The organism is Undibacterium sp. Di27W, from assembly GCF_049340345.1.
Classification (GTDB): Bacteria; Pseudomonadota; Gammaproteobacteria; order Burkholderiales; family Burkholderiaceae_D; genus Undibacterium.
The window spans coordinates 1-15,001 of sequence record NZ_JBMPOS010000027.1; the positions used below are offsets into that span (position 1 = coordinate 1).

General features: G+C 48.6%; 11 protein-coding genes and 1 pseudogene. 7 read left to right on the plus strand and 5 right to left on the minus strand.

Features of this window, described 5'->3' with window-relative positions; all coding sequences use genetic code 11:
• Nucleotides 1–124 precede the first annotated feature (124 nt).
• Nucleotides 125–505, minus strand: a complete 381-nt coding sequence (locus tag ACO0LF_RS29780) for a hypothetical protein (protein ID WP_423020778.1) — start codon at nt 503–505, stop codon at nt 125–127.
• A gap of 450 nt (nt 506–955) precedes the next feature.
• Here ACO0LF_RS29780 and ACO0LF_RS29785 point away from each other — a divergent pair, with 450 nt between their 5' ends.
• The 7 genes from ACO0LF_RS29785 (at nt 956) to ACO0LF_RS29815 (ending at nt 10,685) form a co-directional block, all read left to right on the plus strand.
• Complete coding sequence (locus ACO0LF_RS29785; RefSeq protein ID WP_423020780.1) at nt 956–4,357, plus strand: beta strand repeat-containing protein; 3,402 nt, start codon at nt 956–958, stop codon at nt 4,355–4,357.
• 956 nt (nt 4,358–5,313) lie between these two features.
• Nucleotides 5,314–5,772 (plus strand): MarR family winged helix-turn-helix transcriptional regulator, encoded by a 459-nt coding sequence (locus ACO0LF_RS29790; protein WP_423020782.1) that lies wholly within the window; start codon nt 5,314–5,316, stop codon nt 5,770–5,772.
• Nucleotides 5,769–6,272: a hypothetical protein gene (locus tag ACO0LF_RS29795; RefSeq protein ID WP_423020784.1), complete on the plus strand. Its 504-nt coding sequence runs from the start codon at nt 5,769–5,771 to the stop codon at nt 6,270–6,272. The genes ACO0LF_RS29790 and ACO0LF_RS29795 overlap by 4 nt, the downstream gene beginning before the upstream one ends.
• 387 nt (nt 6,273–6,659) lie before the next feature.
• Nucleotides 6,660–7,214 carry a hypothetical protein gene (locus ACO0LF_RS29800; protein WP_423020786.1) on the plus strand — a complete coding sequence of 185 codons (555 nt, stop codon included), beginning with the start codon at nt 6,660–6,662 and terminating at the stop codon, nt 7,212–7,214.
• A 317-nt stretch (nt 7,215–7,531) separates the two neighbouring features.
• The gene (locus ACO0LF_RS29805) at nt 7,532–7,768 is read left to right on the plus strand and encodes a hypothetical protein (protein ID WP_423020788.1); all 237 of its coding nucleotides are present in this window, start codon (nt 7,532–7,534) and stop codon (nt 7,766–7,768) included.
• Nucleotides 7,769–8,973: 1,205 nt separating this feature from the next.
• A protein-coding gene (locus tag ACO0LF_RS29810; protein WP_423020816.1) for an IS3 family transposase occupies nt 8,974–10,145 on the plus strand; the annotation gives its coding sequence in 2 pieces (ribosomal slippage) (nt 8,974–9,217 and nt 9,217–10,145; 1,173 coding nt in all).
• Nucleotides 10,146–10,340: 195 nt separating this feature from the next.
• Nucleotides 10,341–10,685, plus strand: a complete 345-nt coding sequence (locus tag ACO0LF_RS29815) for a TniQ family protein (protein ID WP_423020818.1) — start codon at nt 10,341–10,343, stop codon at nt 10,683–10,685.
• A gap of 89 nt (nt 10,686–10,774) precedes the next feature.
• Here the strand turns inward: ACO0LF_RS29815 and ACO0LF_RS29820 are convergent, their stop codons facing one another.
• The 4 genes and pseudogenes from ACO0LF_RS29820 to ACO0LF_RS29835 all read right to left on the minus strand — a co-directional run bounded on the left by ACO0LF_RS29820 (nt 10,775) and on the right by ACO0LF_RS29835 (nt 14,478).
• Complete coding sequence (locus ACO0LF_RS29820; RefSeq protein ID WP_423020820.1) at nt 10,775–11,179, minus strand: VOC family protein; 405 nt, start codon at nt 11,177–11,179, stop codon at nt 10,775–10,777.
• A gap of 210 nt (nt 11,180–11,389) precedes the next feature.
• Nucleotides 11,390–12,025, minus strand: a pseudogene (locus tag ACO0LF_RS29825) (LysE family translocator); the annotation flags it as partial.
• Nucleotides 12,026–12,167: 142 nt separating this feature from the next.
• A complete protein-coding gene (locus ACO0LF_RS29830) occupies nt 12,168–13,496 on the minus strand; it encodes a DUF885 domain-containing protein (protein WP_423020790.1) in 1,329 nt (442 codons plus the stop codon).
• A 16-nt stretch (nt 13,497–13,512) separates the two neighbouring features.
• Nucleotides 13,513–14,478 (minus strand): aspartyl protease family protein, encoded by a 966-nt coding sequence (locus ACO0LF_RS29835; RefSeq protein ID WP_423020792.1) that lies wholly within the window; start codon nt 14,476–14,478, stop codon nt 13,513–13,515.
• Nucleotides 14,479–15,001: the final 523 nt, after the last annotated feature.

The window sequence follows — 15,001 nt, forward strand, 5'->3', positions numbered from 1 at the left end:
CTTTTATAACCGTCAGCGACGTCACTCGCGTCTTGGCAATATATCGCCTGCTTTGTTTGCTGAAAATTTTAATCGGCAGTCACTGGCAGCTTAGAACATGAGTGTCCGCTATTGACAGTACACCTCATACTGCCGCACCACCATCAGAAAATCGATTGTTGGGTGCATAGTTTTTGGGTGCGAAGCTACTATAAGTGCTGATTTCCAGACTGATGGTTTTGACCGGCTGGTCAGCCACAAACTCTTCCACCTTGGCGCCTTGCTGATAGCGCACGCCAGGTGTGATGGCTTTCCAAGCTTTCGCGCGATAATCTCCAACGATTTCAAAACTAAGCTTATTTATAGCCTCATCAAAGAAATAATCAGCACGCCATTTCCCTTCTGCAATATGGTTAAGTTGTAATTTGACTGCCAACTTAGGTAAATCGGCGGCATTGGCTATTACTACACTCAGCAACAGACTGGCAGATAATATACGTTTGAGGAAAGGTAAGAAACGATACATTCAAGAGACTCTTTTAATTTAATACAAATTGATTAGATCTGTTTAACGAAATTTGGTTCTGTCTTCTGTTCAAGAATTTGTCGATCACAATTGTTTCAAATTGTTTTTGGCTTTTCATTTAGGCAGACCAATACAATTAGTACAGTAATCTGCCGTGCAACATCTGTAAACATAAGAACGGGATGCTGTAATAATTTATGAATGCTGGTGCGGCAATGAATCGTTTTGATTGCTTTCAGCTTAGTCCCTCTTTATGTTTGTCATATTTGCTTACAACTAACAGCGCGTCCCCCTACTTTAGTAGAGTGTCAAAAAAGTCATTTGGCTCGTACAGTGCTTTTGCGTAATCGTAATGATTCCGCGTTGATCCACATTGCAGTCGGACACTGGAGTTCCCCAAAGGCCAATCCGGTTACGCAATCCATTGATGACATATACTAAGGAACTTACATGGCAGTCAGCAATACAGCTTTTTCAAATAATTCTGGCGTTATCATGCCTTCTGGTGCGGCAGCTGCGGCGACCAGCATTAGTGCTGCCATTTATGACGCCGACAAAGGCATACTGACAGTCAGTGGCAATACGATTGCGGCTGGCGACCATATTGACCTCAGTAAATTTTCTTTTACCGGAGAAGCTGGCAACACCTATCAGTTGACGACGACAAGCATTTCGACGGTCACGGCCAATACTTTTTCCGTCACACTAAATGCAGCAGACAAGCTCAATCTGAATGGCTTGCTGGACGTCAACGGCAGCGTCGCCGTCAGCGGCCATAGTTATAACCTGCTGGCAATGGCCGGCTGGGACAGTAGCAGCGCTGCACCGACAGACTTCAGTAATCCGGTCAGTGTCAATGATGTACTGGCACCAATCATTACGTCAGCTACCTATAATGCCATTACACACAAGCTCAGTGTCACTGGGGCGCATCTGGTCAAAGTAGCCGGTGCAGATAATGATATCAATGTATCCAAACTTGAACTGGGGCCGTGGACAAATCTTAAACCACTGACCAGCAACAATGTGGAACTGACTGATGTCAATCACTTTGAAGTGACTTTATCTGAGTCCGATGTCAATACACTGGCGACAGTCATTGACCATGATCACAGCCACGCATCCACATCAATTTTTTACCGTATCTGGGGCAGTGATAACTGGAACGGCGTCGTTACCGGTGGCGATACCCTCACTTACACGCAATCGGGGGATGTGCAGGTGTCGGGTGTACCTGTAACGCTAAGCAATGTCAATTATTTTGCAAGTGCCGGTTCGTTCAGGATTACTTCAGCGAATCTATATGACTTTAATACGTTTGACATGAGCAAGATCAAGTTTGACCATTTCACGTTGAAGGGTCAGGAAGGTACCACGTATACATTGTCAGGTGCGATTACCAATGGCTGGGTGGACAGCGGCAATACACTGGCATTTACTGTCTCAGAAGCTGATCGCATCAGCTTGAATGGCATCTTGAACCAGAATGGGGCAGGCGCAGTCGATGGTAGCAGCTACAGTTTTTCTGCAACGCCGGGCTGGTATGTCGATGGCAATACACAGGCATCTAGCCAGTCAACGGTCACGACAGTGTCTGTCACTTCGCCTGTCATCAATTCTGCCAACTATAATGCGACGACACACGTATTGAGCGTTTCTGGTTCTTCGCTCGTGAAGACCGTGGGAGCCAATAATGATGTGATAGTCAGCAAATTATCCATTGTCGGTGAAGGTGGCATCAACCACAGCCTTTCTGCCACAGGTAATGTAGAGATTATTGATGAAAGCCATTTCTCTGTCACGCTAAGTGATACAGACGCCAACGCAGTCAATGTCCTTGTCAACAAGAACGGTAGTACAGCCAGCAGTGGCCTGTCATATAACCTCGTCGCGGCGGATGACTGGAACAGCGTTGTCACCGGCGGCAATACTGCGGACCTCAACAGCTACCTGAGTGTGACCGGCGTCAGCACTTCCATCAACGGCGCTAGCTATAACGCCAGCACAGGCGTATTGACAGTAACAGGAAATGGCATTACGGCAGGTGACCATATTGATCCTGGCAAACTCAGTTTCACCGGTGAAGGTGGTAACAGTTATCAATTAACGAGTGCGCCCGTGCTGGCTACAACAGGGGGTTTCAGCATCACGCTGAATGCGGGTGACCAATTAAACCTTAATGGTTTGCTGGACAAAAATGGCAATGCGGCTGTCAGTGGCCTCAACTTCAATATGTCAGCTGCCAGCGGTTGGGATGTCAGCACGGCCACGGCGGCAGATGTCAGTAATACCGTCACTGTTAGCGGCGTCGTCGCACCAGTAATCACCTCGGCGACTTACGATGCCATCACGCATAAGTTGTCAGTGACAGGTGATCACCTAGTAAAAGTGCCAGGGATGAACAATGATATTGATGTATCCAAACTCAGCCTAGGTCCATGGACCAATCTGAAAAAGCTGACGAGCGGCGGTGTGGAATTACGTGACGCTAACCATTTTGATGTGATTTTATCCGACGCCGATGCCGCCTCCTTGGCGACAGTCATTGACCACGACCATGACAGTGCAGCGAGTTCGATTTTTTACCGCATCTGGGGTGAGGATGACTGGAACGGTGTTGTCACTGGTACTAACATTCGGTCTTATACGCAGGCAGGCGATGTACAGGTATCGGGTGTGCCAGCTATTGTTAGTAATATTGCCTATCATGCCAGTGGCAGTTATTTCTCGATGACTTCGACCAATTTGTGGAATTTCGAAAGCTTCGACATGAGCAAGATTAAGTTTGATCATTTCACGCTAAAAGGACAAAACGGTGCAAGCTATACGCTGTCTGGTGCGATTACCGGCGGCTGGGTCGACAGCGGCAGTACCCTTACATTCTCCATCAGTGACTCTGAGCGTACCACCCTCAATGGTATTCTCGATCAAAACGGTACGATGGCGGTGGATGGTACGGGCTATACATTTATTGCGACGCCAGGCTGGTATGTCGATGGCAATACGCAAGCGCCCATCCAGACAACGGCACGCGTTGACTCGTTGCTGTCACCAACAATCAGCTCCGCTACTTACAATGCAAGCAGTCATGTGCTCAGTGTCAGCGGCGCTTCACTGGTGAAAACCGCTGGGGCAAATAACGATATCACCGTCAGCAAGCTGTCTGTCATTGGGGAAGGTGGCGTCAGCCGTACTTTAGCAGCGACAGGTAACGTCGAAATCACGGATGAAAATCATTTTTCCATAACACTGGCAGATGCAGACACCATTGCCCTGAACACGTTGCTGAATAAAAATGGAAACACTTCGCTTGGTGGTGTGAGCTATAACCTGGTCGCCAGTGACGACTGGGACAGCGTCGTCACTGGCAGCAATACCGCAGACCTGACTGGCAACAGTATTAATGTCAGTGGCCATGCCAATGCAGCGCCTGTCATCAGCCATCTGCCTGGTAACGTAACGATAGAAGATCTCAAATCACTGTTTGCAGGTGTCAGCGTGACAGATACCGATAGTGCTAGCGCTACTGTCAGCGTCAAGCTGGCCAATCCGGCAGCGGGCCGCATCATTGAGCTAGAATCTTCTGGCGGTCATTATGATACGCAAACCGGTATTTACCAGATCAGCGGCAGCATGGGCAATCTGGAAGCCGCACTACATAATCTCGCGTTCATCCCGATGAAAGGACATTTTTCCAGCGGTAGCAATGAAGACATGGTCATAGAATTGCGCATCACTGATTCTGACAATGGCAGCAATGTCTACAACAGTACCCACGTCATCAGTGAACCCAATATCGAGTATGTGGGCTTGGTGGGTAGTTCGGTGCATACTACCCACAATATTGCCTGATAGCAGACCTTGCGTTTACTGCGTCTGTTGCCGGGTAGGATGTGTGTTATTGATATCCTGCCTGGTTTCTTTGGGGGCGGAAACGGCTCTGGCAGTGGATAGACGCAGGTTCCGGCACAGGTGTCACGACTGGAATCCGCCGATAACCGTACGAACGGTGATTGCAATTGGAGACATAGATGATGGCAAGACGAGCATTAGCATACTTGTCAGTGCCAAGGAGTTGAATCCAATGATAAACCTAGGAACTGGGGGCAAGGTCAAGTTCTGCAAGAGATTCGACAGCGCATAGGTTTGCTATAGGCAGTCAACCAATAGCGTCTTCTCCCAGTTACTTAGTATCTGCATATTGATGCCCTGTGCTTTTTAACAATCCATTGGTCATCTTCAATAAATCGTGTTCAGACTGTAAACATCGAATGCTCTGCTGAAGTGATGCGACTTACCTATGCAGCTCAGTGCTCAGGACGTGGTTTTGAATTATTTAAGTGTTTCATATATGTGGGAGTCTCGCGGCAGAGTAATTGATTTTTCCATTTGTACAACGGTGATCTGCACACGACTAGTTTTTTAGCAATTACTTGTGCCCCGGTCTTCCTGGTGTACAGATCAATGACTTTTTTCGCATCAAAATGCTGACTGCCAGCATACCAAGGCCGTGTGCCATTTGATACATTGCTTCAGTCAGCCAGTTCGCCAATATGTGAGCACGTCAGTAGGCAAGATTTACTTTAGTACTTGTGCGCCAAAAGCACCAGTAGCAACGGCAATGAAGAAGCGTGCCTGCATGATTTGTACTTAAAAATCGGCAAGTCTGCATTGTAAGGCAATACAAAACGTGCTGGCACGTGCGCAAAGCGGTCGCGCCGTTTCGACCTAACTTCTTCAATTTTTTACCTACAGTAGTTCGTTTTGACGAACCACTATTCATGTACCTATACTAAGACTTGTTGATCATGGACAAAACCGAACTCATTTATCGCATACAGTTAGCTTATCCACGCATTTACCAGACTTGCCATACAGAGCATCAACTATCGACAAAAAATGGAGTCTCGATATCGCAACGTGATGCAACGATACTGGCTCATTTGAATTTGATTGATCCCATGAGCCAAGCGCAACTTGCAAGGCACCTGGGAATCACTAAATCAACCATGTCGGAAGCAATTAAATATCTGATGGGTTCAGACTTACTGGAAATGGAAGTCGCAACGGACAAACGTAGCCATCTGCTTCGCCTGACAAATCACGGTAGGCAAGTGATGAGCGACAGTTCGGTACTGGAAGCAGACAAGCTGACAGCCGTATTGGCTGAAATGAATGACACAGAAATAGAACAAGCAGTTGCCGGACTGGAATTGCTGGCACAGGCCTGTTTCGGACTAACCACGAAAGAAAAGGATGAAAAATGAAGTTTGTCTTGATTGGTCTCGGTATCATTGCCTCGATCGCCCTAATCGTGTTCACCATGGGTATGCTGGCACCAAGAGACCATCGTTTGACCTTAAGCCAGAGCTACCCCGTGCCTGCCGCTACCCTGTATGAACTGGTGCGCAACTTTGAAGCTTATCCTGACTGGCGTACTGGCATCAAATCCATGCAAAAAGATGGTGAATTGCGTTTTATCGAAGAGTCGGGTAACGGCAAGATTGCGTACCTCATTATTGAGGACCAACCCAATACCTTAATCATTTCTAAAATCGATGATCCCAAACTGCCATTTTCCGGTAGTTGGACTTTTGAAATAAAGGAAACAAACGGCAGTAGCGAGTTACGCGTCACGGAAGCAGGCAGCGTCCCCAATGCTTTCGTGCGCTTTTTCGCTACCTATATTTTTTCGCATGAGAAAACGATGCGCACCTATCTGGCTGATGTACAAGCTAAGTTCAAGAAAACCTGCGCCAGGTCCTGAATACCAACCTGTTCACCGTAGAGCAATTGGAGCTCTGCCTAAAGCAGCCAAGCGGAACGCCCGCAAAACTCCTCAATGTCTTTTTACGAAAAAAATTTGAGGCTTTATGTTGATGACCTCACTTGGCTACTTGTCAGCTACGCAAAAGTTCCTTGCTGTAAGCAAATGCGCGAGCGTCTTTCTGCATGGTCGCGTCCCGAAGGTAGTGTAGGGATTCTCTACCAACCAATGCTAGCGCACGCAGGCAATGGCCTGCTCGGCTGTCAAGAGCGATGTTCCATTGCAGTCATTCATGGGGGAGACCGATCCAATGCTGACTTGAGTTTTAAATTCGAGCTATACTAGCCTATCAGGCAAGTCCAAGACAGACAAAAATAGGAGCGATTGATGTCATCACTTTCTGCAAGGAAGGCCGGAAACGCCATTGGTTCAATGGTGTTTTCTTGTTTCGGAACCGCATGGTTGATATGGTGGTGTTTGGAAGTTTTTGGTACAAAGCCAGAGCCAATGATGCTGTTTCTGCTTTTTGGTGGCGTAATGTTGGCACTATCAGTTCGGCAGTTCAGTCAAAACAAAAGTGCCTACAAAGCCGAGGCGGAGACGCCAGAGCGAAAAAGATCTGGAAGAATTTTCAATATCGTAAATGGTCTGCAATGGCTGCTTATCTTTGGAACCGCCTTTTCGTTGAATTACTTAGGACTAAGCGCCTGGATACTACCGGCAGTAATATTCATAGTGGGTGCTCACTTCATACCGCTGGCTGCCTTGTTCAAGGCGCCGCGGCATTACTTCACTGGTGTCGCGATCGTATTGTTTGCATTTGTTTATCCTTTTGTGGCGGATGGCGGTCCGAAGAGCCCGATCGGACTGCTCGGAATCGGTTTAATTCTCTGGGGCAGTGCGCTTAGTAGTTTGATACCAAACTTGCGTGAAGACCGTTGAGTATTACTACAGAAGCCATGGTATGCTGCGGCGAAAAGTAATTTGCTGGAGGCCAATTGTGGGGGATCCTACCGCTGCGCAGCGGCTATACATTGTGCTTCATACCGCCGTCATTTTGGCAAAACCAGGTGAAGGGACACTTAGCCCAAACCGGCGTAAATTTCAGACTCCCCACTTTCCGCGGGGTGCCGGTATTTCGTGTTGGTGCGTAGCTGATCGGGTAGCAGCCCATGTCCATCTATGTATCCCGCTGATGGACATGAATTTAACACGCAAAAACCATCAAAACAGAGTCCCATTGAGCATTAATTGACAAGTTGGAATGGAAATCAATATCTCAATTTGACAAGCTCGCCCTTGATTTGCAAATTAAGCAATTTTATGACGATGCAATGCACAATCCTGACGATAGTTCGGCAGCCGCTGCGCAAATTATCAATAGTGATTTCTCTACGCTGGTAAGAGAAAGTTGCAAAGCAAAAAAAATTTCAAGCGAAGTAGAGATTATCCAAATTCCGGGAAAAAATTATAAGCTAGTTGAATTGGGAAATTAAGGGCAATGTTGGCAGATTTTAATATGTCAGCTCCGAAATCGGGTCAATCTCGTCGAATAAACACCAATCAAATCAAATTAATTAATGAAGTTGTGCCTATACGGCGTAAATACGACCGTTTTGGCATGTCGGAAATAATCTCAAGGCGGCAATTAAAAAAAAACAGAATATTGAAATTTCTCCGTGCCTACTCATAAAGAAGTTGCAAAATAAGCTGTGAAAAAATAACTAAAATCCTCGTAAATTGGATGTGTCATAGCCCAATTGAATTATCCCCCAGCAAGAGTCAGATACACGAAGTTAAACCATCAATATAAATACCCATATCAACCAGCGTGACTGCTAACCACACAACAGGCAAGGTCGCGGGCAAGCGATGTGTCAATCGCCAGCGCTGGTGATGGTCAAGCAGATTGGCGGAGCAGAGGCAATGGATGTGTCCACATGTGAACTTGCACCTTGAATACGCAAAAGGATGAGTGTTTGATGTGCTGTCCCTGGCGCATGGTTGTTATGCCTCACGCGCCAGCAAGCCAACCGTTTGATATCGAGCTCGTGCTGACGGGCAAATGCCGCCAGTCGTAAGTCGCTTTGCTACCATTGCGTGATTCGCTCTTGCCACAGTGTTCTGCTTTCTTCTAGGGTCATCCGGATTTCCTCAGCTTAAAAAACTGAAGTATCGTCAGACAGCGCATCAATTCATAGGTGGCGCGGTTGTTCGCTTTCAGCCATCTGGCGATCCCCCATAATGGAATCTGGTCACGTGTCGACTCATAATAAAGTCTGCCACAATCGCCCTATAACAATCAAATATTTAGATCGAATTATTTTGCGCTTTGTGGAAATAAAGTTTGCCATAACTTCATTTAAATTTAGATTGCAATCGCTCTTGCAATAATAAGGTTTGCCACAAGCTAGGCAAGCCTGTGATTTTTCTCTTATGCCCACGTATCAATGCTTCCTGCTATTTCGTTCTTCCTTCCATCGTTTCCTAGGGAGACGTTAAATTCTAGAGTTTCTCGATATCACATAATGTCGGGTAATTCTACGCAGAGTAAAGCTATTGCTGAGTTATTTCAGCAATCAAGTTTGGGATTGTCTCGAATTGTCCCGCCATATCAGGATGTGTGAGCTTCCCCCGAAAAATAGTCTGCCATAGGTAACGTAAAATAAACGTAACTATGTAAAGGCAGAAGAGGAAAAAGATACCAAGGCAGGCGTATACGACAGAATTCAAGGAGTTGGCCGTCAAACGTGTACAGGATGGGGAAACGGTAGCAACCGTCAAGAAGGAGCTGGGCTTAAGCGATCAGACGCTGCGTAACTGGGTCAAAGCCCAGGCAGAGGGTAAGCTCAAAGGAGCGGGCAACAAAGTAGTGACACCAGAACAGATGGAACTCTCCCGCTTGCGTGCAGAGAACAGCAGGCTAAAGCGTGAGAATGAAATCATAAAAAAGGCAGCAGCGTACTTCGCGAAAGATGTGCTGTGAAGTACGCATGGATAGCATTGCAGGACAAGGTATTTCCACTGGCTGAACTGTGCGACGTTCTCGATGTGAGTCTAAGTGGCTACCGCGCCTGGAAACGTGGCGGCAAGCCTGCCAGCAAGCGTTTAACGGATGATCAGATGCTCGCCCTGATCCTTGCCATTCATGCTGAACTCAAAGGTGCTTATGGCAGCCCACGTATGCTTAGAGAGCTACGCCTGCGGGGCTTCAAAGCCAGTAAGGCAAGAGTGGAGAGGCTCATGCATGACAACGGCATCCGGGCTCGCCACAAACGGCGCTACCGGGTAACAACTGCCTCAAGGCATGGCTTGCCGGTTGCAACCAACTTGCTCAACCGTCAATTTACGCCAGAAAAGCCAAATCAGGTCTGGACCTCAGATATCACCTATCTATGGACAGATGAAGGCTGGCTTTATCTTGCCATCGTGCTGGATTTGTTTAACCGTGAAGTGATAGGCTGGTCACTCAAACCGCAAATGGCCAGTGACCTGGTAACGGATGCATTGACCATGGCCTGGTTTCGCCGCAGGCCAGCGCCTAGGGTATTACATCATTCGGACCGGGGTAGCCAGTACGCCAGCAAGGCATTCCAGGACAAGCTCCCAGAATATGGCATGGTCTGCTCAATGAGCCGCAAGGGTAATTGCTGGGACAACGCACCAACAGAAAGCTGGTTCAACAGTTTCAAGAACGAACGCATCCACGGAAAACGCTATGCAACACTTGCAGAAATGAAAGCAATCAGTTTCGAATATATCGAAGTCTTTTATAATCGCAAGAGGCAACACTCAACACTGGGCTACCAATCACCAATCCAGTATCTGGAACAGTGGCTTAGTGAGCAGCATCAGCAACAACTGGCAGCATAATTCCCATCCGATGGTGGACAAAATATCGAGGGAAGCTCAGTGCTTGCATTACGATTGCCTGAGGATGCGTTAGATAATCTTAAATCGATCATTCACGAAAACACACTTTTTCCATTATTTGTACCCTTTATAGGGCGCGCAGAATTAATGCAATCAAGTTCCGCGGACAGTTGGTATGGTGGGATGATAAGCCGCATGCCGCGTCTAGTTGTCGGGAAACATGGCGAATCTTACTTGTGTCCAGATTGTTTGCGTCAGGACGACCATGCTTGTGGTTTGGCGTATTGGCACAGAGAACATCAGGCGCCTGGTGTCAATGTTTGCTGGAAGCACAAAACCTCGTTGATTTCATGCTGTCCGAATTGCAGCTTTCCATTTCAGAGACTTAACAAATTACTGGCAGCCCCTTGGCTACCTTGCCGCTGCGGTTACGAAATCAAAACCGCATCATCTTCAGATCGCATGCGACACAACATGGCGCGGCAACCGAAAAGGCTACTTTCTAACGTTATTATTTTTGGCGTCATAGTCGCCTGTTAAACCATATTGAATGACCGTAAACATGGTAGCCCACTTTATACTTGCATCAGGCCATAGACTGACACTGTGGCCCGGCAATTATGTCTCACCTACGCGAGCAAATCAGCGCGACAAACAATATGCAGTTTATTTCCATCCGGGTCGCGCAAGTAGGCACCGTAATAGCCAGTACCGTAGTGAGCCAGTTCGCCTGGTGCGCCTTCGTCACTGCCGTGGGTGGCCAAGCCCGCACGATACGCGGCATCGACCGCGGAATTTGAAGGTGCGAGAAAGGCGACCATGCTGCCATTGCCTGCGTTCGCGGGCAAACGGTTGTAAGGACTGTAGAGATAAAATCTTGGCAAGGTCTGTCCTGGTGATACCCAACACGCGCCCGGTGGTCCGCCATCGACTGACATCCTGCGGCGGATCAGGCCGAGCGGGGTGAGCAGGGCGTCGTAAAACGCTGCTGCAAGGGCAATATCGTTACATCCGACCGTAACATGGCTAAACATGAATTTTTCCTCTTTTCTGCTCGGAGGCATCACATCGTGTTGAACTGCTTGCGTAAGCGTAACATTCATCGGTGGCCATTGAAGCAACGATGATCGTGCAGCAGCCACCTCTAAAGGCATACCAGCGAGGTCGAGCGCCACGCTTTGCGCAGTCGCTCCTGTATTTGTATCCGTCCCATTGGTGCTCGCAGCGGACCCCTGCAGCATCAGGCGCAAAGCCAGCGCCACGAACACCAGTGCTAGAAGGCGCCCCTGCAGACGCAAGGCGATAGGATTTTTTTGGAAAAACTGCCCGATGCGCCCACTGAACTGCGCCAGCACTGCATTAAAGAGAACTGCGTACACGGAAAGGAGTAACCCCAGTTCGGCCAACTGCGTACTTACCTTGCCGCGTGTCACATCTACAAACTGTGGCAGGAAGACGGTAAAGAAAAGTAGCGCCTTGGGGTTGAGAAGACAACTAACCAACGCTCTGTGAAAAATACGTACCGTCGACATGCGTCGATACGCGCCGATGACTATCGGACCGGTCTGTTGCAGCGCTTGTACAGCCAGGTAGCAAAGATAGACAGCACCACCCGTGCGTATCACGGTAAAGCCAGGTGGCCACGCAGCAACGAGCGCTGTCAAACCTGCGCTCGATGCCAGCGTGAGTAATAAATCCGCGGTGCCGATGCCGAAGGAGGCAGCCAGTCCGGCGCGGCGCCCATGGGCAACGCCATGTGAAATGACGAAAACCATATTTGGCCCAGGTGTGAGAAACAGGCCCGTGACAGCAAGCAGGAAGGTCAAACCTGTCGACAAAGTGATCATACATACTCCTAAAGTTACGGTAAAAATTCGCATTCTATTAAATAACGCGACAGACCCATTGTCTTGCCTGTCCGCCAATGTGCCCACCACCGACAAAGCCTTTTTGCGAGACGCTAGTCAATGCTGAAATACCATACCGTCAGGATCGCAATTCTCTGTCGATATCGCGATCAATTTATTCGTCGCGCTTAACCACATCGGCAAGTATAGAGAGCGGCACTGGGCCATTTCTCAGCACATGGTCGTGGAAAGCGCGGATGTCGAAGCTGCTGCCTAGGCGCACCTGGGCCTCGCTGCGCAGACGGCGCAGCATTACGGCGCCTTGCTTGTATGTGATGGCCTGCACTGGCCATTTGTGCACGCGGGCAATCTCGCGCTCGGCCAGAGTTGGCAACATCGGTAACTCGCTCTGCCAATAATCTCTGGCTTGCTGCTCAGTCCAGCCGAAGTAGTTGATGCCGACATCAAGCACAACACGGATCGAACGTACCATGTCCCATTCCACGGCACCCAAGGCATCGGCATTAGTCTGAAACAGGCCGAGCTGAGCGCCAAATTCCTCTACGTAGGCGCCCCAGCCCTCAACGTAAGCTGAATAAAAGGAATGCGGAACGCCAATGAGGCAGCCATGTTGTTCCAACACGTAGCGGTCTTGAAAATGGTGTCCAGGGGTACTTTCATGCAACAGTAACCAGTCGATGTTGCGCCGACTATAACGGTTTTTGGTCTTGTTGAAATAAAAAGTGGCCTCATTGGGCTCGTAGTAGCCATCAACGAGTAAGGAGGCGCCCAGTTCGGATTTGCGAATCTGCGGCGGCGTGATCGAGGTCGGTAGGAATAGTTTGTTGAGGTTTTGGTACACTGCGCTCTGGCGCATTTCATAGTCGGCTTGTGGCGTCGTGCCGTCAGGGTAGCTAAAAGCGGCACTGTCCAGGTAAGCGGCAAACTCTTTGTCGCGCCCGCCGTAGCCCATATTCACCTGCAGTTCGCGATAGCGGGCAATTGCCTTTTTCAACTCTGAGTGCCCCATCGCCATCAGTGTTTCCGGCGTTGTGTCGATCGTAAGCCACGCCTTGAGCAGATAGGCGTACCACTGTTTGGCCAGGCTGCTCTCGTAAAGCCCCTTGTCGGACAGAACGGCGTGTTTGCCTAGCGCGAGGTATTGGTCGAGCAGCGCCAGCTTTTGCTGATTTAATTCCAGCTCGAAGGCGATTTGTTGGAGCTGCAATTGCTGGCAAGGATTTCCACTGCGCTTGTCGAGCGCTGTAAGTTGCTGGTCAAGTTGGTCAAATGCATCGTGTTGTCGCGCGATATCGGTGTGTTGTAAAAGAGACTCAATGTGCTTGACGTAGGATAATTCCAGGTCGGCACCCAAGCCCAGCTCTGCATACATCTTGCTATAGGTGTCGACGAATTTTTCGACAGGATCAGCCGTGACGGCGATGGCATTGGAGAAGCAACCGGCCAGATAGAGTGTAGCGAAGAATCCGCGTAGGTATTTCATGCTGTCAGTCATCCTCTTATGGCTCGAATCGTACGGTATTGGCTGCGTAGTTCAGGGTCACCTTGTAATTTTTGAGGAAGCCTATGCCGAGCGATACGCTCGCACCAATCTCCTCACTCGCCGTGCCGAATGTTGTGTATGCGGCGTTCATGTCGCGCACAACCAAGTCGCCGATCGTCATGACGGGAGCCTTACCGACGACGATATGCTGCTCACCGCCATGCCCAACCGTACCGGTAGACTTAGCGTCGGCCATCAGGTTTTTAATGCCAAGTTCTTTGGCCATGGCCGGCGTAATGATCACGTCATAGGAACCGCCGGTGTCGATGAGGGAACTGATCGACCGGCTTGCAATCTTCAACTTGATGATTGGCAAACCATTCTTCAGCGTCATTGCCATATCAAGACGATTCGCCCTTTTCGCACTCGTATCGAAGTAAACTTCTTCGTGTTTGTAGTCGATGACGATCGATTTCTTTTCCAGAAAACTGTAGCCCAATATACCGGCTACGGCGACACCATCTGGCCCCATCATACCGCCAAGCGCAATCGACTCGAATGGAACCATTCGTTCCTCTTCGTCTCCTACTCGTAGATGAACGGTATCGGTATCAAAGGTCTCCATCTTCGTTGACCCGAAGCCGTCCGTTGTTTCCGCCTTCACGGTCAACTTGAGTTCGATCAATTTTGCGTAGGCCGGATCGATCATTGAATTAGATGAACCCGTATCAAGGATCATCCATGCATCGGGATGACTGTTGATCGAGACCTTAATGTATACATTCCCTTTGCGAAACACTGATGGCAATGTATGTTTGTGCTGGCTAGGACTTTGCGCGGCGGCACTAAGTTCAACCGCAGTAGGAGACCCGGTGGCGGTGTTCGATGCGCCATAAGCCAGAGATGCTGTTAGGAACAGCGCAACACTCACCAGACCAATGGCTGAGCTGACTGGGGAAATACGGAAAAAAAATTGATTCATGGCATGTTCCGATTAGGAGGAAATTGTCTTGACCAAGGCGCAATTGTTGTTCCTCGGCGGGTAGGCACAACAATAAAGCTTGTGTGCGAACGTGAACCACCTTTAAACGCAATTCACAATTGCGGACGACGACGAGATTAAAGCGAGGCGACAACGAAAAAAACTCAACAAACCTTGCGATCCAGCATTTGGATAATTTTGGACAATGTTACTCTAGGTCGCTGCGCTAGGCGGTTCGGAATGACGCGATGACTGCCTACATTGAAACAAACGTAAAGTACGTCAGATAGAACTGTTTTTTTAGCTATTAAATTAAAGGTTTCATTTATTTTTTTGCCCGTACCCCCGTCTGGTCAGCTTTGGATTAGCGGCAACATTTTTTTACAGTTTGTGTAGGTTGGCCTGAACTGATACTCATCAATTGAAGGATTAATCACAATCCTTCTTTTGGATAGAGAACATCCCCTTTCATTAAGAATCAATTGATCACATCAATCGTCTCGCAGTTTGGCCGTAAGCGGAA